20 protein-coding genes are annotated in these 22,603 nt (G+C 71.3%); 6 read left to right on the top strand and 14 right to left on the bottom strand.

What is annotated here, in order from left to right; all coding sequences use genetic code 11:
- Nucleotides 1–134: 134 nt before the first annotated feature.
- A complete protein-coding gene (locus AB0I04_RS27330) occupies nucleotides 135–1,511 on the top strand; it encodes a lysine 2,3-aminomutase (RefSeq protein ID WP_360890131.1) in 1,377 nt (458 codons plus the stop codon).
- A 194-nt stretch (nucleotides 1,512–1,705) separates the two neighbouring features.
- Here the strand turns inward: AB0I04_RS27330 and AB0I04_RS27325 are convergent, their stop codons facing one another.
- The 4 genes from AB0I04_RS27325 to AB0I04_RS27310 all read right to left on the bottom strand — a co-directional run bounded on the left by AB0I04_RS27325 (nucleotide 1,706) and on the right by AB0I04_RS27310 (nucleotide 5,263).
- Entirely contained in the window at nucleotides 1,706–2,239 is a 534-nt protein-coding gene (locus tag AB0I04_RS27325) for a YbhB/YbcL family Raf kinase inhibitor-like protein (RefSeq protein WP_360890129.1), read from the bottom strand.
- Between the two features lie 26 nt (nucleotides 2,240–2,265).
- Nucleotides 2,266–3,129 carry an ABC transporter permease subunit gene (locus tag AB0I04_RS27320; protein WP_360890126.1) on the bottom strand — a complete coding sequence of 288 codons (864 nt, stop codon included), beginning with the start codon at nucleotides 3,127–3,129 and terminating at the stop codon, nucleotides 2,266–2,268.
- A 164-nt stretch (nucleotides 3,130–3,293) separates the two neighbouring features.
- A complete protein-coding gene (locus AB0I04_RS27315; RefSeq protein WP_360890123.1) occupies nucleotides 3,294–4,208 on the bottom strand; it encodes a sugar ABC transporter permease in 915 nt (304 codons plus the stop codon).
- Between the two features lie 5 nt (nucleotides 4,209–4,213).
- A complete protein-coding gene (locus AB0I04_RS27310) occupies nucleotides 4,214–5,263 on the bottom strand; it encodes an ABC transporter ATP-binding protein (RefSeq protein ID WP_360890120.1) in 1,050 nt (349 codons plus the stop codon).
- 338 nt (nucleotides 5,264–5,601) lie between these two features.
- Between AB0I04_RS27310 and AB0I04_RS27305 the strand changes: the two genes are divergently transcribed.
- Nucleotides 5,602–6,855: a phosphatidylserine/phosphatidylglycerophosphate/cardiolipin synthase family protein gene (locus AB0I04_RS27305; RefSeq protein WP_360890117.1), complete on the top strand. Its 1,254-nt coding sequence runs from the start codon at nucleotides 5,602–5,604 to the stop codon at nucleotides 6,853–6,855.
- Between the two features lie 114 nt (nucleotides 6,856–6,969).
- Here the strand turns inward: AB0I04_RS27305 and AB0I04_RS27300 are convergent, their stop codons facing one another.
- Together AB0I04_RS27300 and AB0I04_RS27295 are read right to left on the bottom strand one after the other, a co-directional pair.
- The gene (locus tag AB0I04_RS27300) at nucleotides 6,970–7,734 is read right to left on the bottom strand and encodes an ABC transporter ATP-binding protein (protein WP_360890411.1); all 765 of its coding nucleotides are present in this window, start codon (nucleotides 7,732–7,734) and stop codon (nucleotides 6,970–6,972) included.
- A 55-nt stretch (nucleotides 7,735–7,789) separates the two neighbouring features.
- Nucleotides 7,790–8,839 carry an ABC transporter permease gene (locus AB0I04_RS27295; RefSeq protein WP_360890114.1) on the bottom strand — a complete coding sequence of 350 codons (1,050 nt, stop codon included), beginning with the start codon at nucleotides 8,837–8,839 and terminating at the stop codon, nucleotides 7,790–7,792.
- Between the two features lie 109 nt (nucleotides 8,840–8,948).
- On the opposite strand from AB0I04_RS27295, the gene AB0I04_RS27290 reads away from it, so the two are divergent.
- The 3 genes from AB0I04_RS27290 to AB0I04_RS27280 all read left to right on the top strand — a co-directional run bounded on the left by AB0I04_RS27290 (nucleotide 8,949) and on the right by AB0I04_RS27280 (nucleotide 11,654).
- Nucleotides 8,949–10,454 (top strand): diacylglycerol kinase family protein, encoded by a 1,506-nt coding sequence (locus tag AB0I04_RS27290; RefSeq protein WP_360890111.1) that lies wholly within the window; start codon nucleotides 8,949–8,951, stop codon nucleotides 10,452–10,454.
- 191 nt (nucleotides 10,455–10,645) lie between these two features.
- Complete coding sequence (locus AB0I04_RS27285) at nucleotides 10,646–10,999, top strand: DUF2795 domain-containing protein (RefSeq protein ID WP_360890108.1); 354 nt, start codon at nucleotides 10,646–10,648, stop codon at nucleotides 10,997–10,999.
- A gap of 100 nt (nucleotides 11,000–11,099) precedes the next feature.
- Nucleotides 11,100–11,654: a YceI family protein gene (locus AB0I04_RS27280; RefSeq protein ID WP_360890105.1), complete on the top strand. Its 555-nt coding sequence runs from the start codon at nucleotides 11,100–11,102 to the stop codon at nucleotides 11,652–11,654.
- A gap of 18 nt (nucleotides 11,655–11,672) precedes the next feature.
- On the opposite strand, the gene AB0I04_RS27275 is transcribed toward AB0I04_RS27280, so the two are convergent.
- From AB0I04_RS27275 to lepB, 3 genes are all read right to left on the bottom strand, one after another.
- Nucleotides 11,673–13,049, bottom strand: coding sequence for a hypothetical protein (locus AB0I04_RS27275; protein ID WP_360890102.1), 1,377 nt, complete (start codon nucleotides 13,047–13,049; stop codon nucleotides 11,673–11,675).
- 55 nt (nucleotides 13,050–13,104) lie between these two features.
- Nucleotides 13,105–14,712 (bottom strand): ATP-binding cassette domain-containing protein, encoded by a 1,608-nt coding sequence (locus AB0I04_RS27270; RefSeq protein ID WP_360890099.1) that lies wholly within the window; start codon nucleotides 14,710–14,712, stop codon nucleotides 13,105–13,107.
- A gap of 108 nt (nucleotides 14,713–14,820) precedes the next feature.
- Nucleotides 14,821–15,510, bottom strand: coding sequence for a signal peptidase I (gene lepB / locus AB0I04_RS27265; protein ID WP_360890096.1), 690 nt, complete (start codon nucleotides 15,508–15,510; stop codon nucleotides 14,821–14,823).
- Between the two features lie 112 nt (nucleotides 15,511–15,622).
- On the opposite strand from lepB, the gene proS reads away from it, so the two are divergent.
- A complete protein-coding gene (proS, locus tag AB0I04_RS27260; RefSeq protein WP_360890094.1) occupies nucleotides 15,623–17,059 on the top strand; it encodes a proline--tRNA ligase in 1,437 nt (478 codons plus the stop codon).
- A 141-nt stretch (nucleotides 17,060–17,200) separates the two neighbouring features.
- Here proS and AB0I04_RS27255 read toward each other — a convergent pair whose 3' ends face one another.
- From AB0I04_RS27255 to AB0I04_RS27235, 5 genes are all read right to left on the bottom strand, one after another.
- On the bottom strand, nucleotides 17,201–17,767 hold the full coding sequence (locus AB0I04_RS27255; RefSeq protein WP_360890091.1) for a DUF6328 family protein: 567 nt from the start codon (nucleotides 17,765–17,767) through the stop codon (nucleotides 17,201–17,203).
- 10 nt (nucleotides 17,768–17,777) lie between these two features.
- Nucleotides 17,778–19,010 (bottom strand): glycosyltransferase, encoded by a 1,233-nt coding sequence (locus AB0I04_RS27250; RefSeq protein WP_360890088.1) that lies wholly within the window; start codon nucleotides 19,008–19,010, stop codon nucleotides 17,778–17,780.
- Nucleotides 19,011–19,360: 350 nt separating this feature from the next.
- Nucleotides 19,361–21,271 carry a SpoIIE family protein phosphatase gene (locus tag AB0I04_RS27245; protein ID WP_360890085.1) on the bottom strand — a complete coding sequence of 637 codons (1,911 nt, stop codon included), beginning with the start codon at nucleotides 21,269–21,271 and terminating at the stop codon, nucleotides 19,361–19,363.
- 54 nt (nucleotides 21,272–21,325) lie between these two features.
- The gene (locus tag AB0I04_RS27240; protein ID WP_360890082.1) at nucleotides 21,326–22,087 is read right to left on the bottom strand and encodes a GAF and ANTAR domain-containing protein; all 762 of its coding nucleotides are present in this window, start codon (nucleotides 22,085–22,087) and stop codon (nucleotides 21,326–21,328) included.
- Between the two features lie 20 nt (nucleotides 22,088–22,107).
- On the bottom strand, nucleotides 22,108–22,509 hold the full coding sequence (locus AB0I04_RS27235) for a CBS domain-containing protein (RefSeq protein WP_360890079.1): 402 nt from the start codon (nucleotides 22,507–22,509) through the stop codon (nucleotides 22,108–22,110).
- Nucleotides 22,510–22,603 lie beyond the last annotated feature (94 nt).

Here is a 22,603-nt window from a genome sequence, read left to right as displayed (position 1 = left end):
GCGTGATGGCGTCGCGGCCTGACCGTGAAGGAGGGCGAACCCCGACAGCGGACGCCTGCGGCGGGTCCCGATGAGACCCGATGCGACAGGCGTCGCGCGCGCGTTTCCCGTCGACTCGGAGGAGTAACGTCAACGTGACCTTGGTCAACGACGCGGCGCCGGCCGCGGTGAACACCACCGGCCGCAGGTTCCGCGCCTTTACGGCAAAGCACCTCGGCGAGCTCACCGCTCGTGCAGGGTTGACCGCCGAGCAACGCCTGGCGATCCAGGCGGTCGCGACGGTCCTGCCGTTCCGTACCAACAGCTACGTCGTCGACGAGCTGATCGACTGGTCCGCCGCTCCGGAGGACCCGATGTACCGGCTCGTCTTCCCGCAGGAGGACATGCTCCCCGCGGAGGATGTCGCCCGCATCTCCGACCTGCTGCGCCGGGGAGCACCTAAAGCCGAGGTGGACGCCGCCGCCCACGAGGTGCGCATGAAGCTCAACCCGCACCCGGCGGGTCAGCTGCAGCTCAACATCCCGACCCTCAAAGAGGAGCCGGTGCCCGGGGTACAGCACAAGTACCCCGAGACGGTGCTGTTCTTCCCGAAGCAGGGGCAGACGTGCCACGCGTACTGCACCTACTGCTTCCGGTGGGCGCAGTTCGTCGGCGAGCCCGACCTGAAGATGGCGGGCGACGACGTCGAGCAGCTCAAGCGCTACCTGCTCGCCCACCCGGAGGTCACCAGCGTCCTGATGACCGGCGGCGACCCGATGATCATGGGCGAGCCCGTGCTCCGCCGCTACATCGAGCCGCTGCTGGAGCTGGAGCAGCTCGAGTCGATCCGGATCGGCAGCAAGGCCCTGGCGTACTGGCCGCAGCGCTGGGTCACCGACCCCGACGCGGACGACACGCTCCGCCTGTTCGAGAAGGTCGTCGACGCGGGCAAGAACCTCGCGTTCATGGCGCACTTCACCCACCCGCGCGAACTCGAGTCCGATCTCGTGTCGGAGGCGACCCGGCGCATCATCAACACCGGCGCCGTCATCCGTACGCAGGCGCCGCTCATCCGCACGATCAACGACATGCCCCTGACATGGGAGGCCATGTGGCGGCGACAGCTGCGGATGGGCATGATCCCCTACTACATGTTCGTGGAACGTGACACCGGACCGCAGGACTACTTCGCCGTACCGCTCGCCCGGGCATACGAGATCTTCCGCGACGCCTACAAGAACGTCTCGGGGCTCTGCCGCACCGTACGCGGCCCGTCGATGTCCGCGACGCCCGGCAAGGTGTGCGTCGACGGCGTCGCCGAGATCGGCGGGGAGAAGCTGTTCGTCCTGCACTTCATCCAGTGCCGCGACCCGGAGTTCGTCAACCGGCCGTTCTTCGCCAAGTACGACCCGGAGGCCGTCTGGCTGACCGATCTTCGACCGGCCTTCGGCGACCGGTTCCCATTCGAGGGCATCGTCCCGGGCGGGGACGTCACCGCACACGACGTCGTCGCCACCGGCCCGTCCCTGTGACCGGCCGGATGCCATAGCCGTCCCCGGGCGAACCGTGGGGCCGTACCCGTGGTGCGGCCCCACGAACGCGTCCGCCCGGGAGGTCGGTACGCCGAGACCTCGATGAGGCTGCCGTCGGGGTCCCGAAAGTAGACGTCCAGAACGGACCCGGCGGGCCGGCACCGCTCTGTACGAGCGGGGCCGGCCCACTGCCGTCAGTGGCCGTATTCGGGGGCGACCTGGGCGCGGGCCAGGGTGTGGGCGGTGATGTTGAAGCCGACGACGGCGGGCGACGCGTCCTCGGGCACGCCCAGCTCCTCGACGTCGAGCGCGTGCACGGTGAAGACGTACCGGTGCGGCGTGCCCGGCGGCGGGGCGGCCCCGCCGAACTCCTTGTTCCCGTAGTCGTTGCGGCCGTGCTTGGCGCCCTCGGGCAACCCCTTGAAGTCACCGCCGCCCGCCCCGGTCGGCAGCTCGGTCACCGACGCGGGCAGGTCGTACAGGACCCAATGCCAGAACCCGCTGCCGGTCGGGGCGTCCGGGTCGTAGCAGGTGACGGCGAAGCTCTTGGTCTCCGGAGGGAACCCCGCCCAGCTCAGGTGCGGGGAGAGGTTCTCGCCGGTGAATCCCCAGTCGTTGAAGACGTGCGCGTTCGACATCTGCTCGCCGTGCGCCACGTCGTCGCTGGTCACCGTGAAGGACGGGACCTCGGGCAGGAACTCATGGGGCAGTGGTGGCCGACCCGCCATGGCAATCTCCTCGCTCGGTTCGACGGTTACGCCATAGTCCTACCAGCCGTGCCCGCCGCGGCCGCGATGATCCTCCCCAGGACGAGATCGACCGCGGCGGCCAAGGGGACCGCCACCAGGAGGACGCCGGTCTGCGTCACCGCCCACGGCTCCCCGGAACCGAGCCGGGCGGGGATCCCGGTGGCCACCGTCGGGTCCACCGGGGCCAGCGCCCGCGCGTAGACGAAGTCCCCGGCCGACAGAGTGAACGCCAGGACCGCGACCGCGGCGATCGCGGGTGCGAGCTGGGGAAGCACGACCCGCAGGAACGCGGCGACGCGGCCGTGCCCGTCCACGAGTGCCTGGTCCTCGATGCCGGCGGGGACCGCCCGGAGGAAACCGCCGAACAGCAGCACCGCCACCGGGATGGTGAGCGTCGGCTGGACGAGCACGAGCGCCCCGAGAGAAGGCCCGAGGCCGAGTTCGTGCGCGGCCCAGGAGAACGGCAGAACGAGGACCACGGCCGGTGCCGGCACCAGGACGGCGATCGTCCGGCCGACGGCGCCGCCCCACCGCGGACGGGTCAGCGCGTACGCCGCCGGGAGCGCGACCAGCAGCGTGAACACCGTGACGAGCACGCCGACGACCAGTGTGTTCCCCACGAACGCCGGGAAGGGGGTGGATCGCAGCAGGAGGCGTACATGCGCCACGACACCCGCCTCATCCGGGGACGACCGCCGGACGGCGGTGACCGCGCTCCACAGGAACGGCACCGCACACAGGAGCGCGGCGCCGACCGCCGTCGCGTAGAGCGCCGACCGCGCCAGCACATGGCGCACGCTGTATCGTCGCCGCTGCCGGGCCAGTTCCCGCGCCGCCGTCCGCGCGGCCAGCCCCTCGGTGACGCTCATCGATCCGCCCCCCAGCGTCGTACGACGCGGGCGGCCGCTCCGCCCGAGACGCTCATCCGTCCGCCCTCCGGTCTCGGACGACGCGGGTGGCCGACACGCTGGTGACGCTCACCGGTCCGCCCTCCGGTCTCGGACGACGCGGGTGGCCGCTCCGCCGGTGACGCTCACCGATCCACACTCTGGTGTCGTACGACGCGGAGCAGGCTCGCCGCTCCGGCCAGTGGCAGTGGCAGGAGCAGGACGGCGATCGCCGCTCCCCGCCCGAGTGCGCCGCCTTCGACTCCGCGGGCGTAGGACAGGGTGGCGAGCGTCTGGGTCGCGTATCCCGGGCCGCCGTGCGTCAGCACGTTCACGACGGTGACGTCGGCACACGCCAGTGTGGCGGTGAGGAGCGCGGCGACCGCGATGGACGGCAGGGTGAGGGGGATCGTCACGTCGAACGCCCGCCGCACCGCGCCCGCCCCGTCGACGCGCGCGGCGTCCCGGACGTCGCGGGGGATCGCCGCCAGCCCGGCCGCCATGACGACCGCGGCGAGCGGCGTCAGCCGCCAGGCCTGCACCGCGACGACCGCGCCCATCGCCACGACGGGCCGTTCATGCCAGGAGGCGCCGGGCGGGATCCCGACGGCGCGCAGGAGCCACCCGGCCGGGGAACCGGCCGAGTCGAGCAGCCACCGCCCGGAGGTCGCCGACAGCGCCGCCGGCGTCGTCCACGGCAGCAGTACGAGCAGCCGGACGAGCCATCGGCCGCGGAACCGGGCCAGCAGGACGTGGGCCAGGATCTGACCGCCGAGCACGACCAGGATCGTCGAGGCGCCGGTGACCAGCAGCGTGTCGCCCAGCGCCCGCCAGAACACGCCCTCGGACAGCACGGTCGTGAACCACCGCGCGCCGGTGAGGCGGTACGCGGGGCGGTCGGCGGTCGCCGCGGAGAACGCCAGCACCACCGCGAGGACGAGCGGCACGACGACGAGCGCCCCGAGGTACGCGACCGACGGCAGCAGGAACACCCAGGTCATCAGACCCTGCCGGTCCGCCAGGTCGCCCCGGCGAGCTCCCGGTGCGGCTTCGGCGGCCATGCCCCTCACCCGCCGATCCGTACGGGCGCCGTCCGGTTCCCGTACTCGGCGTCGAAGAAGCGCACCCGGTCACCGGGCACGGCGAACTCCCGGGTCTGCCCGTCGGCGAGGGGCGTGGTGACGGTGGCGGGCAGCCGTGCGATCACCCGGGTCTCCGGGCCGATCCGCGTCACCGTGCCGTACACGTGGCGGTCGCCCGACAGGTACTCGATCCGGTCGACGCGCAGCGGCATGGTGACCCGCCGATCCGGGGGGACCTCCTCGGCGGGCAGCAGGTGCTCGGGCCGGAAGCCGATGAGCCGGTCGCCGCGCGGCACCAGGTTCATCGGTGGCGTGCCGATGAGCGTCGCGACGAACGTGTCGACCGGCTCGTCGTACAGGTCCTGAGGCGTGCCGACCTGGCGGAACCGCCCGGCGTCCAGCACGGCGACGCGGTCGCCGAGGCCCATCGCCTCGGCCTGGTCGTGCGTCACGCAGATCATCGTGGTGCCGAGACGCCGCTGTAGCGCCCGCAGTTCGTCGCGGGCGGCGGTGTGCGACCGCGCGTCCACACCGGACAGCGGCTCGTCGAGCAGCAGTACGGCCGGTTCCCGGGCCACGGCGCGGGCCAGGGCCACCCGGCGGCGTTCGTCTCCGGACAGCCGGCCGGGGCGGCGGTCCAGCAGGTGCGCGATGCCGAGCAGGTCGGCGGCCCAGCGGGCCTTGCGCTCGCGCGTGCCGCGCGGCACGCGCTCGGCCTTGAGGGGGAACTCGATGTTGCCGCGCACGGACTTGTGGGGGTACAGGGCGTGCGAGGCGGCCACCAGGCCGACCCGGCGGATCCGCGGCGGCAGGCCGTTCATGAGGTGACCGCCGAGGTGGACCTCGCCCGCGGTCGGGGCCTCGAGACCGGCGATGGCGCGCAGCAGGGTCGTCTTACCGGAGCCGGGCGGGCCGAGCAGGACGACGCACTCGCCCCGTCCGGTCGCCAGGTCGACGCCGTCGAGCGCGCGCACGTGCCGCTTGCCGGGGCCTTCGTACACCTTCACCAGGCCCCGTACCTCGACGACCTTCACCGCCGGGCGAGCGGTTCGGCGGCGTCGCGCGGACCGGCGGGACGGGAGGAGAGCGGAGTGACGGAACGGGAGGGATGGAGGAAGTCGTGTCGGGACAGAGGACGCCGATCCGGCATTGGACCTTCCCCGTGCAGAGGTTCCTTCCTTGAAAGTAGATCGATCTTGGCCGTGCGGCCAGCGGCAGTTGACGCACAGGACCGCATCCGTGGCTTTTCTTCGGTAATCCATGTGACTTGTGTGACCAAGGCGCTACAGTGCGTGATCGTAAATCAGCTGAGATCTGGGCGTGTGCCGGAAGTCAGGTGGTCGGCCCCCCAGCGACGAAGAGAGAACCGAACATGCGTGGACGCCCCATCGCCGCCATGGCCGCCGTCGGTGCGGTCGCCCTCGGAAGCATCTCCCCGCCGGCCCGGGCCGTACCGGATCGATCCGGTACGCACGGGGCCGTTCCGATGGCCGCGATGTCCGGCGTTCCGGCGGGGACCGTTCCGATGGCCGCGATGCGGCCGTCCGCGGTGTTCAACGTCCCCTCCGGATCGGCGGAGGAGCAGAACGCCATCGCGCACCACGTCAACCAGCTGACGGCCGGCGCTCCCCGCGGGGCGCTGATCCAGATCGCGGTGTTCATGTTCACGTCCAAAGCGTTCGCCCAGACCCTGATCGACGCCAAGAAGCGCGGGGCGCGCGTGCAGCTCGTCGTCGACGCGAGCACCCGCGACAACGACGCCTACCGAAGCGTCGAACGCGCCCTGGGCACCAGCCGCAAGAACTCATCGTGGGTGGTGGCCTGCCGCGGCGGGTGCATCGGCGACACGATCATGCACAACAAGTTCTTCCTGTTCTCCCGCACCGGCCGGGCGCGCGACGTCGTGGTGCAGTCCTCGGCCAACCTGACGACGCGCAACCGCGTGAACGCCTGGAACAACGCCTTCACGATCAGCGACGCACGGCTCTACCGGGCGTACGGGCGCTACTTCGCCGCGCTGGCGGCCCGGCGTCACGAGCGGGACCACTACCGGGTCGCCCATAGCGGGCGCGTCACGGCGTACACGTTCCCGCGTGCGGGCGACTCGCCGAAGACCGACACCCTGTACGAGCTCTTGGGTCACGTCGGCTGCGCCCGGGGCACCGCGGTGCGCGTCACGACCTTCAACCTCAGCCGTACGGCCGTCGCCGAGCGGCTGTGGTCGCTCTCCCACCAGGGCTGCGACGTCCGCGTCATCTACACGAACCTCAGCGCGCGGGCGCACGAGATCCTCGCGCAGGACGGCGGACCGCAACTGCTGAACAGCCACTACCTGTACTTCGACGGGGACGGCGACGAGGTCGACGCCTTCGCCCATTCCAAGTACGTGCTGATCGACGGCACGTACGCCGGGCGCACCCGCAAGGTCGTGATCACCGGTAGCCCGAACTACACCGAGCCGGCCCTGCGGCACAACGACGAGACGATGATCACCATCGAGGGTGCGGACATCTACGGGGCCTACCAGGGCAACTTCGCGCGGCTCTGGCAGGCCGCCCAGACCCACTACCAGCTGAACGGCAGCGTGCCGGACCCCGACGATCCGACGGCGTCCACCGACGACTGAGACGCCGACGGGGTCGGCCCATTACTGGGCCGACCCCGTCGGCGTGTGGATGACTCGGCGTGAGCCTGCTCGAGAAGCCGTTCCCCGGAACTTCCCGGCTTCTCGCGGCAGGCCCTACTTGCCGGTGGCCTCGATGTAGGCGTCGACGACCGTGTCGGTGTCACCGTCCATGACCAACCGGCCTTCGTCGACCCAGAGGACCCGGTTGCACATCTCCTTGATCGAGTCGAGCTGGTGGGCGACGAGGAAGACCGCACCGGCCTCCTCACGCAGCTCGTCGATCTTGGCCGCGCTCTTGCGCCGGAACTTCGCGTCACCCGTGGCCAGGGCCTCGTCGATCAGCAGCACGTCGTGCGACTTGGACGCGGCGATCGCGAACCGCAGCCGCGAGCCCATGCCGGAGGAGTAGGCGTTCATCGGCAGCTGGATGAAGCCCTCCTTGAGACCGGCGAACTTCACGATCTCGTCGTACTTCTGCTTGACCTCGTCCGGCCGCATGCCCATCGCGAGGCAGCCGAGCACGATGTTGCGCTCACCGGTCAGGTCGTTCATCAGGGCGGCGTTGACGCCGAGCAGCGACGGCTGGCCCTCGGTGTAGACACCGCCGCGCTGCGGCGGCAGGAGCCCGGCGATGGCCTTCAGAAGCGTCGACTTGCCCGAGCCGTTGGTGCCGATGACGCCGATCGCGTCGCCCTTGTACGCGATGAAGGACATCCCGCGGATCGCGTGGACCTCCTTCATCGACGGGCGGTGCTCCCGGCGCAGCATGCGCCTGAGCGCGCTGTTGGCGTTGCCCTTCCCGCCCGCACCGTACACGCGGTAGATGATGTGCAGGTCGTCGACGACCACGATGGGATCGCGGTTCGGGTCGATCACCACAGGGGGAGCCGACCCGTCGGGTGCTCCGGACACCTTGATCTTCTCCTTGACGGCGTCAGCCACGGCCGTACCTCTCCTCGGCGCGGTGGAAGAACCAGAAGCCCACCACGAACGCGACCACGGCCCAGCCCACGGCGTAGTACCAGATCATGTGGTTCGTCGTGGCGAGCGAGGCGTGTTCCTTACAGGCACTGGTGGCCTTGGCGATCTGCTTCGTCGTGAACGCCTGGGCGTGGCACTGTTTCTCGAAGGTGCCCTGCATTTTGTGCAGGTCCTTGCGATAGGAGCCCATCAGTGCGCGGCGGGCCAGCTCGACGTAGACCGATCCGGGATTGGCCGCCATGAGCTTGAGGACCCAGCCGGGGACCTTCCCCGCCAGGGCGTACATCGAGAACATGATCCCGGAGAAGTAGAGCCAGGTGCGCAGGATGAACGGCAGCAGCTGGCTGAGGTCGGGAACGAAGGCGCCGATGCGGGCGACCACCAGGCTGACGCCGATGTTGAACATCAGCTGCAGCAGCAGCACCGGAATGATCAGAACCCACTCCCACGTGGGCCACTCCTGGAAGCCGAACATGATGGCGACCAGCACGAGCATGGCCGCGAACAGCTGCTGCAACTCGACGATCGTGTACGAGAACGGCAGCGTCGCCCGCGGGAAGTGCAGGGCACGGATCAGCGACATACTGGTCTGAACCGACTTGGCGCCCGAGGTCACCGACCGCTGAGTGAAGTGGAAGAAGAAGATCCCGATCACCAGGAACGGGATGTAGTGCGTCACGTCACTCTTGCGGCCGAGCAGGAGGCCGAAGATCAGGTAGTAGACCAGGGCGTTGAGCAGGGGGGTGAGCACCTGCCACAGCTGGCCGAGACGCGACTCGGTGTACATCGCCACGCTCTTGGCGGAGGCGAACGCCCAAATGAAGTGACGTCGCTGCCAGAGTTGGCGGATGTACGGACCGATGGGGGGACGCGCGGCGCTCTGCTTGAGCCCATTACGCGTGGCGAACTCGGCCAGCGAGGGGTTCCCATTCATGTGAGGGGGCTCCGCGATCGCGCTGACCTGCCCGCCACCCGAGGCTCCGAGCCGTTCCGGGTGACTCATGCGGAGCAGCCTATTGCAGTCCGGGGCGCGGGAACGACCAACCGGCAGATGCAGTGCCAAGAATGTGATCTTTGGCGTGATCCGGTGAGCAACGGGGATACACCGGTTCATGTCCCTGTTGAATCGAGCGAGAGAGCTGGACAAGCGCGCTTTCGGCGCGGTCGCGGCGGCCGAACTGCCCGGGCTCGAGTACATCCTCCCTCGGCTCTCCAGGATCGCGAACCATTCGGTGCTGTGGGGCGGCGTCGCCGGGGGTCTCGCGCTCACCCGGCAGCCGCGGCTGCGCCGGGCGGCGCTGCGCGGGGTCATCGCGATCGGCCTGGCCAGCCCGCTCGCGAATCTGGTGGGCAAGCAGGCGTTCCGCCGCCCCCGCCCGCTGATCGAGCTGTTCACCCCGTCGGCGCGCCCGGTCGTCACTCGGGTCGGGGTCACCCTCATCCCCTCGATCCGCTCGCCGTGGCGGCTGCCGACGTCCCCGTCGTTCCCGTCGGGCCATTCGGCGTCGGCGGCGGCGTTCGCCACGGGGATCTCGCTGGAGGCGCCGGCGGCCGTGGCCGTGCCGGTGGGGATCACGGCCGCGGCGGTGGCCTTCTCCCGTATCCACACCGGTGCGCACTACCCGGGCGACGTGCTGGCCGGGGTCGCGCTGGGCACCGCCGCCGGCCTCGGCACCCGGCTGCTGTGGCCCACCATGCCCCGATCGGCGAGCGCGCGGTGGGCGGTGCCGGCCGAGGCGGTCCCCGGCGTCTCGGAGGACGGCGAGGGCCTCGTCGTGGTCGTGAATCCGGACGCGGGCAACGGTGACGTGACCCGGGTCCTCAAGGAGCGGCTTCCGGCCGCGGAGATCGTCGAGTCTGGGGCCGACCTGGCCGCCATGCTGAAGGACGCCGCCGGACGCGCCGCGGTGCTCGGCGCCTGCGGCGGCGACGGCACGATCCGGGCCGCCGCCGGAGTGGCCCTCGACCACGACCTGCCCCTGCTGGTCATCCCCGGAGGGACGCTCAACCACTTCGCGCGGGCGCTGGGCGTCCACACCGTCGCCGACGCGGTCGCGGCCTACCGCTCCGGGTGCGTTGTGCGCGTGGACGTCGGCCGGGCCGGCGGCGAGATCTTCCTCAACACCGCGAGCTTCGGCGCCTACACCGAGCTCGTTCAGCGGCGCGAGCGGCTGGAGGGCCGGCTCGGCAAGTGGCCGGCGCTCGTCGTGGCCGCCGTCCGCGTGCTCCGCGACACCGAACCGGCGGACGTGTACGTCGACGGCCGCCGCAGGCGCGTGTGGTTCGCGTTCATCGGCAACGGCCGCTACGGCGCACACGGCGTCGCGCCGACCTGGCGCGAGCGCCTCGACGACGGGGTGCTCGACATCCGGCTGATCGGCGCGCGCCGCCACATCAGCCGGATCCGCGCGGTCGTGGCACTGTTCCTCGGGCACCTGCGGCTGGTGCCGGACTACAGCGCGTGGTCGGCGGGCAAGGTCGAGCTCGCCGGCGCCCACGGCTCCCTGCGGCTGACCCGGGACGGAGAGGTCGGCGCCGCCGAGGGAACCGTGATCATCACCAAGCAGGCCGCCGCACTTGCCGTCTTCGTACCCTCCAGGACGGCCGACGGCTGGTGATCACGCTGGTGCCGGCCAGGATTCGTGACTGCCCTGGTCGGGTAGGGCGGCTTGAGGGGGTGGTCACGCAGAGCGACTGCCCGGCTTCAAGTCGATGATCTCGGGCGTTCCCCATCCGGGGGGTCGGACCGGAACGTCAGCGTGCCGGGGGAGCGCCTGAGAGGGGGCTATGGCGAAAGGTGAGGTCATCCATGCAGCGCGAGAGCGACAAGCAGGGTACGGCCCAAGACGAGCGCCTCCGGAAGGAGGCGAAGAACCTGATCAAGGGAAGCGGATCGGCGCAGGCGGAGCACGGCGGCACGGGCGCGGACGCCGCGGCACGTCCGCCGAGGCCGTCGCCCGCCGAGGTAGCCCGCAGGGCGGAGCTCAGCCGGCACCTGCCGCCGAGCGAGTTCCCCGCCGATCGACGGCGGCTGCTCGCTCATCTGCGGAGCAAGGGAGCGCCCGGCTCGGTGGTCGAGGCGATCTCCAGGCTGCCCGAGGGTAAGGAGTTCCGGACCATCGGCGAGATCGTCCGTGAGATCGGCCTGACCGCCCCGCACTGAGACGTGGACCTGTGAAGCTGAGAATCTCGAACCGGAGGCGCCCGTCCGGGCGCCTCCGCGTGACCGCGGACCCGGCGGGTCCCGGACGTACCCTGGTGTCATGGCGCTGACCGCGGGGACCTACACGCTCGGGCCGCAGACCGGACGGCTCCTGCTCCGCACCTCGCGTAGCGGAGTCGGCCGCAAGGTGGGCCACGACCTGACGATCGAGGTCACCCGCTGGTCCGGTGAGGCCGTCGTCGACCCGGCGGATCCCGCGAGCCTGTCGGTGACCGTGTCGGCGGAGGTCGACTCGCTCAAGGTGCGTGAGGGCACCGGTGGCGTGAAGCCGCTGACCGACTCCGACCGCGCCGAGATCGAGAAGACCGCGCGCGAGAAGATCCTCCGGGCCGCCGAGCACCCGGAGATCAGCTTCCGGTCGACCGGTGTGGGGGGTGCCCCCGAGGCGTTCACGCTCACCGGCGAGCTGATGATCATGGGACGGACGCACCCGATCGCGATCCGCGGAGCCGTGGACGATGACCGGGTCCACGGCGGAGTGGCCGTCGTCCAGACGCAGTGGGGCATCAAGCCGTACTCCGCCCTGCTCGGCGCGCTCAAGCTCGCCGACGAGGTCGACGTGGAGTTCGACCTGACCCTCCCCGCCGCCGGCTGACCTCCCGGCTCTCTGGCGTCACCGGGAATCCGTATCCGCCTGTGCCGGCCGTTCCGCGTTCACCGGGCGTCCGGCACGCGCGTATCGCCGGTCGAGGAGGGCGCACGCGGCGACCGCGCAGACGAAGAACGCCGCGCCGCCCTGCAGCACGCGCGTCTCGGTGTGACCGCCGGGCAGGAGCAGGCCTGCGGCTCCGCCGCACAGGCCGGCGGCGACGGCCACCGCCATCTGCCGGACCCACGCCCCGACTTCGCCGGGCGTCGCGGCGAAAGCGTCGCGCACGCCGTACCAGGTGGCCGCCACGACGATGAGCACCCCGGCGCCGGCCGACAGGTAGGCGGTGCCGAAGTTCAGGCCGTACCGCACCGGGAGGGCGGGCACGAAGAACAGCACGAGAAACCACCCGAAGGACCTGGCGATGGAGCCGACGCCACGGCCCGGCGGGCGCTTCGGCACGACGCGCGCCGCGGCGCGGGCCGCGGCCACCACCGTCCCGGCGGCCACGGCGATCGGCAGCCGCGCCACCAGGTGTCCGAGGTTGTAGAGCAGCGCGGTGTCGTACACGACGAGGATGAGCAGGCCCAGTCCCAGGGTGGAGGCGGCGAAGACGAGGAGTCCGGGCAGCCCCCACGCGTCATCGGCGGCGTCACGGGACAGGCGGGCGGTCCACAGCGGCACGATCAGCCCGGCGGCGGCCCGGATGGCGAGGTCGTCCCAGGTGTACGGGTTGCGCAGCGACCACTCGATCAGGCCGAACGTCACCGTGTACGACGCCGCCGCCCAGGGCACGAGCCGGAGCGCGCGCCGGTACACGGACCCGGAGAACCACCGGCACACCGTCAGGTACGCGAGGACGACGAAGGGGAGCTCGAAGAATGCCTGCACCCTCAGCACACTGGGCGCGAGCACCGTGGGGGCGGGGAACCACCGGGCCGCCGCCTCGACCCACGGCGCGTCGGCGATTGCGAACCAGCCCGTCGGGAGGTACCGCGCGATGAAGGAGGGGCTGCCGTGATGGACCCGGATGACATAGACGGTGAACAGGACCTGGTTCAGGAAGATCAGCGCGGTGACGGCGGCCAGGGAGACGAGCGGATGCCCCTTCCATCCGCCCCACGCCGGCCGGGCGGACCACGGGAGCCGCCGATGCCAGGGCCCGGGGCGCACCGTCGGACCCTCTGGGCGCGCGCCTGCGTGCCGATCTCCCGAACGCCGCCCTGCCGGATCCTCCGGACCCGCGCCCGCGAGCCGATCCTCCGAACGCCGCACGGGCGGCTCCGGCGAGTGCGTGTCACCGCTGCGCCGCTCTGGGGAGTGCGCGTCACGGCCGCGCCGCGACAGCGCCAAGGCGGCCACCACGGTGGCGATGATGATCGCCGCCAGTGTCACGGACAAGGGCGCGTCTCCTCAGGCTCGGCAGGCATTCCCGGCCACGGCGCGCCCACCCGGCTCAGCGGGGGCGCGCCACTCTGGCCTCGTCCCACACCGGCTCGGCCGACTCGTAGACCGTCCCGTCCGAGCCGAAGACCGCGAAGCGGTCGAACGATCGGGCGAACCACCGGTCGTGCGTGACGGCCAGCACGGTGCCCTCGTACGCCTCCAGACCCTCCTGCAGCGCCTCGGCACTGGCCAGGTCGAGGTTGTCGGTGGGCTCGTCGAGCAGCAGCAGCGTACAGCCGCTCAGCTCCAGCAGCAGGATCTGCAAGCGGGCCTGCTGGCCCCCGGACAGCGTCTCGAACGGCTGATCGCCGCAGTACTGGAGCTCGTATCGGGCCAGCGCGGCCATCGCCTCGTCGCGCAGCCGGGCGTGCTCGGTCATGAGGATCTCGGCCGGGGTACGGCCCTGCAGGTCCGGGCGGGTGTGGGTCTGCGCGAAGAGCCCTGGGACGACCCGCGCGCCGAGCCGGGCGGTGCCCGTGTGCGCGACGTCCTCCCCGGCCAGCAGGCGCAAAAAGTGGCTCTTGCCGGAGCCGTTGGAGCCGAGGACCGCCACGCGCTCGCCGTACCAGACCTCGAGGTCGAACGGGTGCATCAGGCCGGTGAGCTCCAGCCCTTCGCAGCCGACGGCGCGCTTGCCGGTCCGGCCGCCGCGCAGGCGGACCTTGATGTTCTGGTCGCGCGGCGGGATCTCCGGCGGCCCGGCCTCCTCGAACCGCCGTAGCCGCGTCTGCGCGGCCTGGTAGCGCGACGCCATGTCGGAGTTGTTCGCCGCCTTCTGCTTGAACATCCGGACGAGCGCCTTCAGCTTGGCGTGCTCCTCGTCCCAGCGTCGGCGCAGCTCCTCCAGCCGCTCGTTGCGGTCGCGCCGCGCCTTCGCGTAGGTCGCGAAGCCGCCGCCGTGCACCCAGACGATCCCGGCCTCCACGGTGACGATCTGCCGGGCGGCGCGGGCCAGCAGCTCGCGGTCGTGGGAGACGAGAAGCACGGTCTTCGGCGTCTCGCGCAGCCGTTCCTCCAGCCAGCGCTTGCCGGGCACGTCCAGGTAGTTGTCGGGCTCGTCGAGCAGCAGCACCTCGTCGGGACCGCGGAAGAGCGCCTCCAGGACGAGGCGTTTCTGCTCCCCGCCGGAGAGCGTCTTCACGTCGCGCCACCGGGCCCGGTCGTACGGCGTGCCGAGCGCGGCGACGCAGCAGGCGTCCCAGAGCACCTCGGCGTCGTAGCCGCCCGCGTCGCCCCACTCGGTGAGCGCCCGGGCGTAGCGCATCTGGGTGGGCTCGTCGTCGCGCTCCATCATGGCCAGCTCGGCCTGCTCCAGAGCCACGGCGGCCTCGCGCACACGCGGCGGAGCGGTGGACACGAGCAGGTCGTGGACGGTCGTCTCGTCGCGGATGCTGCCGATGAACTGCCGCATCACGCCCAGGCCGCCGCTGCGGGAGATCGTGCCGCCCTGTGGCTCGAGGTCGCCGGCTACGAGCCGGAGAAGCGTGGTCTTGCCCGCGCCGTTCGGCCCGACGAGGGCGGCCACCGCTCCGTCGGCCACCCGGAAAGAGGCGTCGGCCAGCAGCACCCGGCCGTCGGGAAGGACATGGCTCAGATGCGCGACTTCGACGTGGCCCACGGTCGCCCAGTCTCCGGCATCGCACCGGGGACGCCAACGGATTTTCCGGCCGCGACGCCCGTACGGCCCTCACGGCTGCCACGCCGTACGGGCGCTGCGGCCGTACGGTCAGTCCTTGCCCAGCGTGTTCCAGCGGGACGGCGGCCAGACGATCACGAAGGCCCGGCCGATCACACTCTTCACCGGGATCGTGCCCTGATAGCCGTCCTGCATGTGGAACCGCGAGTCGGCGGAGTCGCCCCGGTGATCTCCCATCACCCAGAGGCGGCCGGCCGGGACCTTCACCGGGCCGAACGGCTTGTGGTCGTCCTCGAAGATGTACGGCTCGTTGAGCGGCTTACCGTCGACGAGCACCCGGCCCTGCGAGTCGCAGCACTGGACGGTCTGGCCGCCCACCGCGATCACGCGCTTCACGAGGTCCTTCTCGTTGGCCTGCGGCAGGCCGAACAGCCCGCCGACCCAGCCGGCCGCGCGCCGCAGCGGGTTGCTCGACTGGGCGATCCGCGTCTCCGGCTCCCACGACCCGGGGGCGCGGAACACCACGATGTCCCCGGGGTTCGGGTCGTGGAACCGGTAGCCGGCCTTGTAGACGAGGATCCGGTCCCCGGTGCAGCCGGCGCAGCCGTGCAGGGTCCGCTCCATCGACTCCGACGGGATGAAGAACGCCTGAACCAGGAAGGTCTTGATGAGCAGAGACAGCACGAGGGCGATTCCGAGAAGAATCGGAAGTTCGCGCCAAAATGACCGCTTTTTGGCGGGCTTTTTCTGCTCTGCCTCGCCTGGGGACTCGTCTGACACGAGTTGTACGGTAGACCGAGTGAGGATGTGATCGGTGTAAAGGGTCCGTCATCACGGGGCTGTCCTCCCGGGTTGTCCACGTGACCGTCCCAGGGCCGGTACCCTCGGCTGCGTGAGTCGGGAAGGTGTCACTCCTCAGTCTGAAGACTTCTCCGCCTGGTACAACGAGGTCGTCGTCCAGGCCGAGCTGGTCGATCGCGGCCCGGTGCGGGGCACGATGGTCATCCGGCCGTACGGCTACCGCATGTGGGAGCTGCTGCAGGCCGACCTCGACGGCCGCATCAAGGAGGCCGGGCACGGCAACGCCTGCTTCCCGATGTTCATCCCGGAGTCGTACTTCAAGCGCGAGGCCGAGCACGTCGAGGGATTCTCGCCCGAGCTGGCCGTCGTGACGGTCGCCGGCGGCAAGGAGCTGGAGGAGCCGCTGGTCGTGCGGCCCACCTCCGAGACCGTCATCGGCGAGTACATGGCCAAGTGGATCGACTCGCACCGCGACCTGCCGCTGCTGCTCAACCAGTGGGCCAACGTCGTGCGCTGGGAGCTGCGGCCCCGCATGTTCCTGCGCACCACCGAGTTCCTCTGGCAGGAGGGGCACACGGCGCACGCGGACGAGGACGACGCGATGCGCGAGACGATGTGGGCGCTGGACGCGTACGCGGGCGTCGCCCGCGAGCTGGCCGCGATGCCGGTGATCGAGGGTGAGAAGACGCCGAGCGAGCGGTTCGCCGGGGCGGTGCGCACCTACTCGATCGAGGGCATGATGCGCGACGGCCGGGCCCTGCAGGCCGGCACCTCGCACTACCTCGGCACCAACTTCGCCAAGGTCTTCGACATCCAGTACCAGGACGACCAGGGCGAGCTGGTGTACGCCCACACCACGTCCTGGGGCATGAGCACCCGCATGATCGGCGGCGTGATCATGACGCACGGCGACGACAAGGGCCTCGTGCTCCCGCCGCGCATCGCGACGTACCAGGTCGTGATCGTGCCGATCGGCCGTGACGAAGTCGCCGAGCGCACGGTCGCCGCGGCGCGCGAGCTGGCGGACCGGCTGAAGAAGGCCGGCATCCGCGTGCACGTCGACGAGCGCACCCAGCTCCGCCCCGGGTTCAAGTACAACGACTGGGAGATGCGCGGCGTCCCGATCCGGCTGGAGATCGGCGCCCGCGACCTCGACGCAGGCGTCGTGACGCTGGCCCGCCGCCTCGGCGACCAGGGCAAGGAGCAGATCCCGCTCGACCGGGTCCCGGAGGTGCTGCCCGGCATCCTCGAGGACTTCCAGGCATTCCTGTACACCCGAGCCGAGCAGTACCGCGACGAGCACACCGCCGACGTCGACGACTGGGACTCCTTCCGCACCCAGGTCGCCGAGGGCTGGGCGCGCGTCCTGCACTGCGGCCGTACGGAGTGCGAGGACGAGATCAAGGCCGACACGGCGGCCACGCCGCGCGTGGTCCCGCTCGAGGCGCCCGAGGAGACCGGGTCCTGCTTCCGCTGCGGGCAGCCGTCCGCGTACGGCAAGCGGGTCATCTTCGGCCGCTCGTACTGATCTCGACCGGCCGCCCGACCTCGACCAGCCGCGGACTGACCTCGACCGGCTGCTCGTATCGACCTTGATCAGCCGCGTACCGACCTCGACCAGCCGCGAAACCGCCCTCCTGCCGCGCACGAGGGCGGTTTCGTCGTTGCGTCAGTCGATCACGGGCGGCCGGGTCGGGCCGTTGTCCGGCGCGTCCTCCTCCTCCCCGCGGTCGGCCTCCTCCTCGATCCGGGTGGGGACGCGGTGCCGGGTGAGCAGCGGCTGGACGAACCACGCCCACGCGGCGACCGCCACGATCGCCGCGGCCGTCACGGCCGCCAGCGTGGAGGAGAAGAACCCCCTTGCGGCGACGGCCACGGCACTGGACATCGACACGGTGAGGGCCAGCGTGCCCGCGATGCCGTACCGGTTCGACCGGGTGATCAGCAGGTCCTTCCGGCCGGAGCGGAACAGCATCCGGTGCTGGGCGGCGGGGGCCATCAGGCAGATCGACGCGCACGCCGCCGTGATCAGCGACAGGTAGAACACCCACTGCCCGGCGTGGCCGACCCGCTTGAACCCGCTGGAGAACGGCAGCGTCAGCAGGAACGCGAACAGGAACTGCACCCCGGCCACGATGACGCGCAGCTCTTGGAGCATCTCGATGAGTTCGCGGTCGATGCGTTTCCGGGGCGTCTCGTCCCGTGCCGAAGATCCGGATGCCGGTGTGGAGCCCATCGAACCTCTGTCAGAGTTGCTCGTCCTCATCCCCGGCGCCGGCCGTGACGCCCGCGAGGACGGGCTGCGGCACGGGCTGCAGGGACTGGTAGACCTTGACGGTCTCGTACGCGACCCGTTCCCAGGCGAACCGGGACCGGATCCGGTCCACGCCGCCGATGCTGAGGGCGGTCCGCTGTGTCTGGTCGGCGAGCAGGGCCCGGACACGGTGGGCGATCTCCATGGGGCGGTCGGCCGGGACGTGGATGCCCGTGACGTTCTCGATGACCGAGTCGAGGTGGCCGCCCACAGGGGAGGCGACGACGGGCGTCCCGCAGGCCATCGACTCCAGCGGCACCCGGCCGACCGTCTCGTACTCCGGAACGCTGATCGTCAGGTCGGCGGAGCGCAGGAGCTTCGGGGCGTCGTTGGCCGACACCCGGCCGATGAAGGTCACCCGGTCGGCGACGCCGGCCTCCTTGGCCTTGATCCGCAGCCGGTGGACGGTCTCGTCGGTCTCGAGATCCTCCCGGTCCGGGCCGCCGGCCACGACGAGTTCGGCACCCGGTATCCGGGCCAGTGCCTGGATGACCGAGGTCACGCCCTGGTGCCGGCCGAGCCGCATGAGCGTGACCAGACGCGCCGCCTCGCCGCGGGGCAGGGACGGGCCGTTCGGGGAGAACTTCTCCACGTCGACGCCGGAGGGCACGAGTGTGACCTGGCGGCGCTGAACGCCCAGCCGTACGAGTTCGGTCCCCTCGCTCTCGGTCGTGGCGACGACCGCGCGCACGCTGCGGCCGATGGCCTTCTCCAGGCGGACCCGGGTCGGCGAGACCGGCTGCCCGGTCCGGGCCAGAGTCGTCCCCAGGGTGTGGAAGGACTGCACGACGGGAATGTCGAGGCCGTTCGCCCCGGCGATCGCGGCCAGGCCGCTCACCCAGTGGTGGGCGTGGACCACCTCGGGGCGCCGGCCGTGCCAGCGCCGCGCGAGCTTCGCGCCGAAGTCGGCGAGGTACGGCAGCAGTTCGTCATCGGCGAGCGGGCGGGCGGGGCCGACCGTCAGCTGTTCCACGGTGACTCCGGGAGCGAACCGCACCCGCTCCCGTGGGTCGCGCCCGTCCTGCCGGGTGTAGACGGTGACCCGGTGTCCTTGCCGGCCGAGTTCTCGGGCGAGTTCGGCCATATGCGGCCCGAGGCCGTCGCCGAGTTCATCGGCGGTTCCGAGGGGGCTTTCCTGGACCGAGACCATGGCGATGTTCATCATCGAGCAACCTCCAGGAAGTTCAGGCGGCCGGGCGCGTCGGTGTCCGCGACGATCTCGGCCCGTCCGGCTCCCGTAACGACGGAACGGGAACGGCGGGGGTGATCGGGGATGGGGAAGGCACGCGCGCGCTCACGGCCGGAGCAGGGGTCCGGCTGCGCGGGGGAAAGTGAGGGAACCGCGGACGTCAGGCCGTTGACCAAGCCTGAATTGGATATACGCATGCACACCCTCCGGAGATCGAGGGCGGATATGCCGCCCTCCCGTGGTGTGCCTGCGTCTTAGGCACGAGTTCCTGGACCCAATTATTACCTGATGCCCCGGTGCTTAAACAGCCGCCCGCCAGTGCGAGCTCAGACGGCCGACCCGGACACCGCGACCCGGCCGGGGACGCCGCCGGCCTCCCCGGTGACACGCAGGGCCAGCATCGATACGTCGTCGCGCAGCTCGCCGCCGCAGAACTCGGCGAGCGCGTGCTCGACCGCCAGCGGCATGTCGGCGACCGGGCGATCGGCGTGGGCGGCGAGGATCTCGACGAGACGCTCGTGGCCGAAGCGGTTCCGCAGCGCGTCGGAGCTCTCCACGACGCCGTCGGAGTAGAGGAACAGGGTGTCGCCGGGCTCGAGTTCGAGCGACTCGACGCCGACCTCGAAGTCGTCCGCGAACAGGCCGAGCGGGATGCCGCCGCCGCTCAGGGTGCGGATCAGCCCGTCGCGCCGGATCAGCACGGCGGGCGGGTGCCCGGCACTGCCGATCATGACGGCCAGGCCCTCGTCGCGCGGCTCGACGCAGGCCATCACGGCCGTGACGAAACGCTCCTGGCCGAGCAGCGTCTCGTTGACCATCGACAGGACCTCGTCGGGCTTGGCGTTCCACCGGGCGAGGATCCGGATGCCGTGCCGGGCGCCGGCGTTAACGGCCGTCGCGTCGTCGCCCTTACCGCACACGTCGCCCAGGGCGAGACCCCAGCCCGACGCGGTGGGGAAGACGTCGTAGAAGTCGGCGCCGAATCCGCTGTCCCGCGTGGCCACGACGTACCGCGCGGAGATCTCGGCGCCCGGGATGGCCGGCAGCTCGCTGGGCAGCAGGCCGGCGCGAAGCCGCTCGGTGACCTCCATGCGGCGGCGGTACCGCCGCCCGGTGCGGATCACCAGCGCGAGGTTGCGGGCCAGGCGCTCGACCAGCCCCAGATCCATCAGGTCGAACGGTCCCTGCTCGCCCGAGACGGTCAGCGTCAGCGTGCCCAGCCGGTGCTCGCCGTCGTCCAGCGGCACACAGATCAGCGACGACGCCTCGATCAGCCCGCACACCGGCAGATCGCCCTCGGTGGTGCCGAGCGTCCTCAGGTCGTCGATGTGGGCCTGCAGCACCTCCTGGCCGTTGTCGCACACGCAGACGGGCAGCGAGCCGGGGCCCGGATGGACGTTCTCCAGCATCCGGGCGATCTCCGTGGACCGCTCGTCCTCCGGTCCCATCACGACCTGCCGCCGCAGCGTGCCGTTCTGCTCGAGGTCGACGATGACCCAGTCGGCGAGCTCTGCGGCGAGCAGCCGGGCCGACCTGCGCACCGCGATCGACTCGGTCAGGGAGTCGTCCTCCAGCAGCATCCCGGTCGCGGTGGCGAGGACGTCCATCCGGTGCACGACCGTGGCCACGGCGTCCGGGGCCGTCATCTCGTGCGGCGCCTCCTCCGCCGCCGGCTCGCGCGTCGCCGGGGCGGTCGCCGCGATCACGAGCGGGTCGGGCTCTCCGCTGACCCAGATCCGGGCGAGGGTCACATCGGCGTTCACCGGGCCATGCTTGGACAGGAAGCGCACCCGCGTGCGGCATCGCTGCCCCGAGTGGAACACCCCGGCGATGTGCGAGCCGACCGCCGCCCGCGTCGCCATGTCGCAGAACACCGGGAACGGTTTGCCGGTGAGATAGCCCGCCGACGAGCCCAGCAGCGCACCGGCCTGGCGGTTCACCCGGCGGACCGTGCCATCGCGCTCCAGCAGGAACAGCGGCACAGGCGCGTCCTGGAAGACCGTGCGCAGCATCCGGCGCTCGCTCTCCGAGGCCTCCGATCTGGCCTCCGAGGAGGCGCGGTCCTCGCCCGTGGCGCCGAGCGCCGCGGCGGCCAGCTCCAGCTCGACGAAGGCCGCCTCCAGGAGCGGGCCGGAGTCGGCCTCGGGCAGGGCGGCGGCACTGCGCAGCTCGCTCACGCGGGTCCGGAGCTTGGCCGTCTCCTGAAGGAGCGACTCCGTCTCCTGCTGGTCGGACATGGCGCCTCCCAGCGTGGTGTGATCGCGGTCCGCGACCAACGGCTGTTCGTAACTCTAACGGCCGCCCGCTGACCCGGCGAGACCAGACCGTCCGGGGCCGCCGCCGCCCGGCCCGCTGCCCTCGACGATCCGCCGGGCCAGCGCCGTCAGCTTGACGTGGCGGTTCTGTGAGATGCGCTTGAGCTCGTCGAACGCGGTGTCGGCGTCACAGCCCATCGCGTGCATGAGCACGCCCTTCGCCTGGTCGACGATGGCCCGCGCCTCCACGGCCTGTCGCAACTGCACCGCCGTACGGTGGGCGTCCTCATAGTGCCGGGTGTTCGACACGGCCGCGCCGCCCTGCGCGGCGAGCAGGGCCCCGAGCCCGAGCCCCTGCTGGTCGAGCGCGCCGGGCACCACGCCGTACATCGTGAGCGTCATGATGATCGGGCCGGTGCGGTGCACGGTCGTCGCGAAGCAACGCACTCCCCGCTGCAGCGCGATGGCGGTGAACCCGGGCCACCGGGTCTCGACCAGCGTGTCGCCGCAGAACACCGGGGTCTCGCTGCGCGCCACCTCGAAGATCGGGCCGTCCCGGCGGGCGCACTGGATCTCGCTCAGGTACGACAGGTCCGGATGGGTGCCGGCTTCGTCCAGCGGCTCGGGATCGTCCCCGGCGGTCCACCGGATCCCGGTCGCGCCCGCGCAGCCCCCCACCGTACGGACCGCCAGCTCCGTCACACGCCGGAGCGCCGCGGTCTCCGACGCCTCGTGGATCAGGCTCAACCGGGCGATCTCAACGGCCAGCTCGCTGCTGATGTGCGGTCCGTAACCCACGCCGTCCACGGTAACCGTCTTCAGTCGCCGGTGGCGCAGGCGGACGTGTCGTCGTCCTCGGGGACCACGTCCCGGAGCGAGACGATGCCCACCGCGTGGCCGTTCTCCACGACCGGTAGCCGCCGTACGCCTCGTTCGCGCATGAGACGCACGGCGGCGTCGGTCTCGTCGTCGGGCCCGATCGTCACCACGCCGGCGCTGCAGACCTGGTCGAGCCGTGTGCCGCGCAGGTCGCGCCCTTCCGCTACGGCGCGGACGACGATGTCGCGGTCGGTGAGCACTCCGCACAGCCGGCCGGCCTGAGTGACGAGCACCCCGCCGACTCCTTGGTCACGCATCAATCGAGCCGCCTCGGTGAGCGGTGCGTCGAGAGGGAGGGCGACCGGCTCGGGCGTCATCACGTCGCGTATTTTCTGCGCCATTGCGAACACTCCCTTCGCCCGTCATGCGCCGACTACCCCCGAAGGCGGGTCTTATTCCGGCCGCGCGGGCGTTCGGAGCCCGGCCGGGACCGGG

Source organism: Actinoallomurus sp. NPDC050550, from assembly GCF_040655075.1.
Lineage (GTDB): Bacteria > Actinomycetota > Actinomycetes > Streptosporangiales > Streptosporangiaceae > Actinoallomurus.
The sequence above is the reverse complement of the archived record's forward strand: the minus strand, read 5'-3'. Positions and strand labels throughout refer to the sequence as shown.

Excerpts from the sequence above, each read along its gene's own strand:
- AB0I04_RS27295 (WP_360890114.1), bottom strand. The coding sequence starts at position 8,839 with ATGAGTCACCCGGAACGGCTCGGAGCCTCGGGTGGCGGGCAGGTCAGC.
- AB0I04_RS27320 (WP_360890126.1), bottom strand. The coding sequence starts at position 3,129 with ATGAGCGTCACCGAGGGGCTGGCCGCGCGGACGGCGGCGCGGGAACTG.
- AB0I04_RS27305 (WP_360890117.1), top strand. The coding sequence starts at position 5,602 with ATGCGTGGACGCCCCATCGCCGCCATGGCCGCCGTCGGTGCGGTCGCC.
- AB0I04_RS27290 (WP_360890111.1), top strand. The coding sequence starts at position 8,949 with ATGTCCCTGTTGAATCGAGCGAGAGAGCTGGACAAGCGCGCTTTCGGC.
- AB0I04_RS27315 (WP_360890123.1), bottom strand. The coding sequence starts at position 4,208 with ATGGCCGCCGAAGCCGCACCGGGAGCTCGCCGGGGCGACCTGGCGGAC.
- AB0I04_RS27245 (WP_360890085.1), bottom strand. The coding sequence starts at position 21,271 with ATGTCCGACCAGCAGGAGACGGAGTCGCTCCTTCAGGAGACGGCCAAG.
- AB0I04_RS27255 (WP_360890091.1), bottom strand. The coding sequence starts at position 17,767 with ATGGGCTCCACACCGGCATCCGGATCTTCGGCACGGGACGAGACGCCC.
- AB0I04_RS27325 (WP_360890129.1), bottom strand. The coding sequence starts at position 2,239 with ATGGCGGGTCGGCCACCACTGCCCCATGAGTTCCTGCCCGAGGTCCCG.
- AB0I04_RS27285 (WP_360890108.1), top strand. The coding sequence starts at position 10,646 with ATGCAGCGCGAGAGCGACAAGCAGGGTACGGCCCAAGACGAGCGCCTC.
- AB0I04_RS27250 (WP_360890088.1), bottom strand. The coding sequence starts at position 19,010 with ATGATGAACATCGCCATGGTCTCGGTCCAGGAAAGCCCCCTCGGAACC.
- AB0I04_RS27280 (WP_360890105.1), top strand. The coding sequence starts at position 11,100 with ATGGCGCTGACCGCGGGGACCTACACGCTCGGGCCGCAGACCGGACGG.
- AB0I04_RS27235 (WP_360890079.1), bottom strand. The coding sequence starts at position 22,509 with ATGGCGCAGAAAATACGCGACGTGATGACGCCCGAGCCGGTCGCCCTC.